Raw genomic sequence first — 1,042 nt, 5'->3', positions numbered from 1 at the left:
CTAAAGCGTGTCGCGGCAAACGGGATTCAGGATTCCGGTTTTGCTTGATCTGTGCTTGACTGTGCCCATGGAAGGAGAAGCGCCATGGGCAAGCCGCATCCGATGGAGTTGCGTGAGCGTGTCGTTGCGTTTGTGAATGAAGGCAATAGCAACCGGGAAGCCGCCCGGCATTTGGTGTTTCGCCCCGGTTCGTCAACAACATGATGATCCTGCACCGTTCCTCTGGTTCTCTTCGCCCCGCCAGACAGGGTCATCCGCCTGGCAGTAAACTCTCTCCCCATGGGGAATGGATCAGCGAGCGCGTTGCTCTCCATGGCGAAGTGACCCTGGACGAACTGTGTCTCGAACTGGCCGAGCGCGGCATCGACGTCCACCGCGCCACCGTCGGGCGGTTTCTACACCGGCTTGGGCTGAGCAATAAAAAAAAGGCCTGAAGGCAAGCGAGCAGCGCAGACCGGAGATCGCCAAGGCGCGTGATCTTTGGATCAACCGCCGCAAGCGGTTCTTCAACAAGGCGCTGTCCCGGCTCATCTTTATCGATGAGACGTCCACGAATACCCGTCTGACGAAGCGCACCGGATGGTCTGCCAAGGGCAGCCGCTTTGCGGCTTACGCACCCTTTGGCCACTGGAAGACGCAGACTTTCATCGCCGGACTGCGATGCCATGGCCTGACCGCGCCATGGATTGTCGATGCGCCGATGAGCAGCCGCATCTTCGAAACATGGATCGAGACACAGCTTGCGCCGACACTGTCGCCCGGCGATGTTGTCATCCTCGACAATGTCGGCTTCCACAAAAGCGAGAAAGCCGAGCAACTGGTCAAGGCGAAGGGCGCCTAGCTTCTCTTCCTGCCGCCCTATTCGCCAGACCTGAACCCCATCGAAATGGCGTTCTCAAAGCTCAAGGCGCTCTTACGAAAGCGAGCCGCCAGAAGCTTCGACACTATTGCCCAAGCCCTCGGTGACATCATCGCACTCTTCTCTGTCACTGAATGCCGAAACTTCTTCAAAGCCGCAGGATATGAGGCTGAATAAATGCGA

At 58.0% G+C, this 1,042-nt stretch carries 1 protein-coding gene and 1 pseudogene; both read left to right on the top strand.

Annotated elements, in window-relative coordinates:
- Positions 1-200: 200 nt before the first annotated feature.
- Positions 201-434: a transposase gene (locus tag ACEXP3_RS24670; protein ID WP_377299810.1), complete on the top strand. Its 234-nt coding sequence runs from the start codon at positions 201-203 to the stop codon at positions 432-434.
- Positions 431-1,036, top strand: a pseudogene (locus ACEXP3_RS24665) (IS630 family transposase). The gene ACEXP3_RS24670 and the pseudogene ACEXP3_RS24665 overlap by 4 nt, the downstream one beginning before the upstream one ends.
- Positions 1,037-1,042: the final 6 nt, after the last annotated feature.

The organism is Neorhizobium fuzhouense (genome assembly GCF_042611105.1).
Lineage (GTDB): Bacteria > Pseudomonadota > Alphaproteobacteria > Rhizobiales > Rhizobiaceae > Neorhizobium > Neorhizobium galegae_A.
The sequence above is the reverse complement of the archived record's forward strand: the minus strand, read 5'-3'. Positions and strand labels throughout refer to the sequence as shown.

What these genes read in the sequence shown, in the direction of transcription:
- ACEXP3_RS24670 (WP_377299810.1), top strand. Translation starts at nt 201, where the DNA reads ATGATGATCCTGCACCGTTCCTCTGGTTCTCTTCGCCCCGCCAGACAG.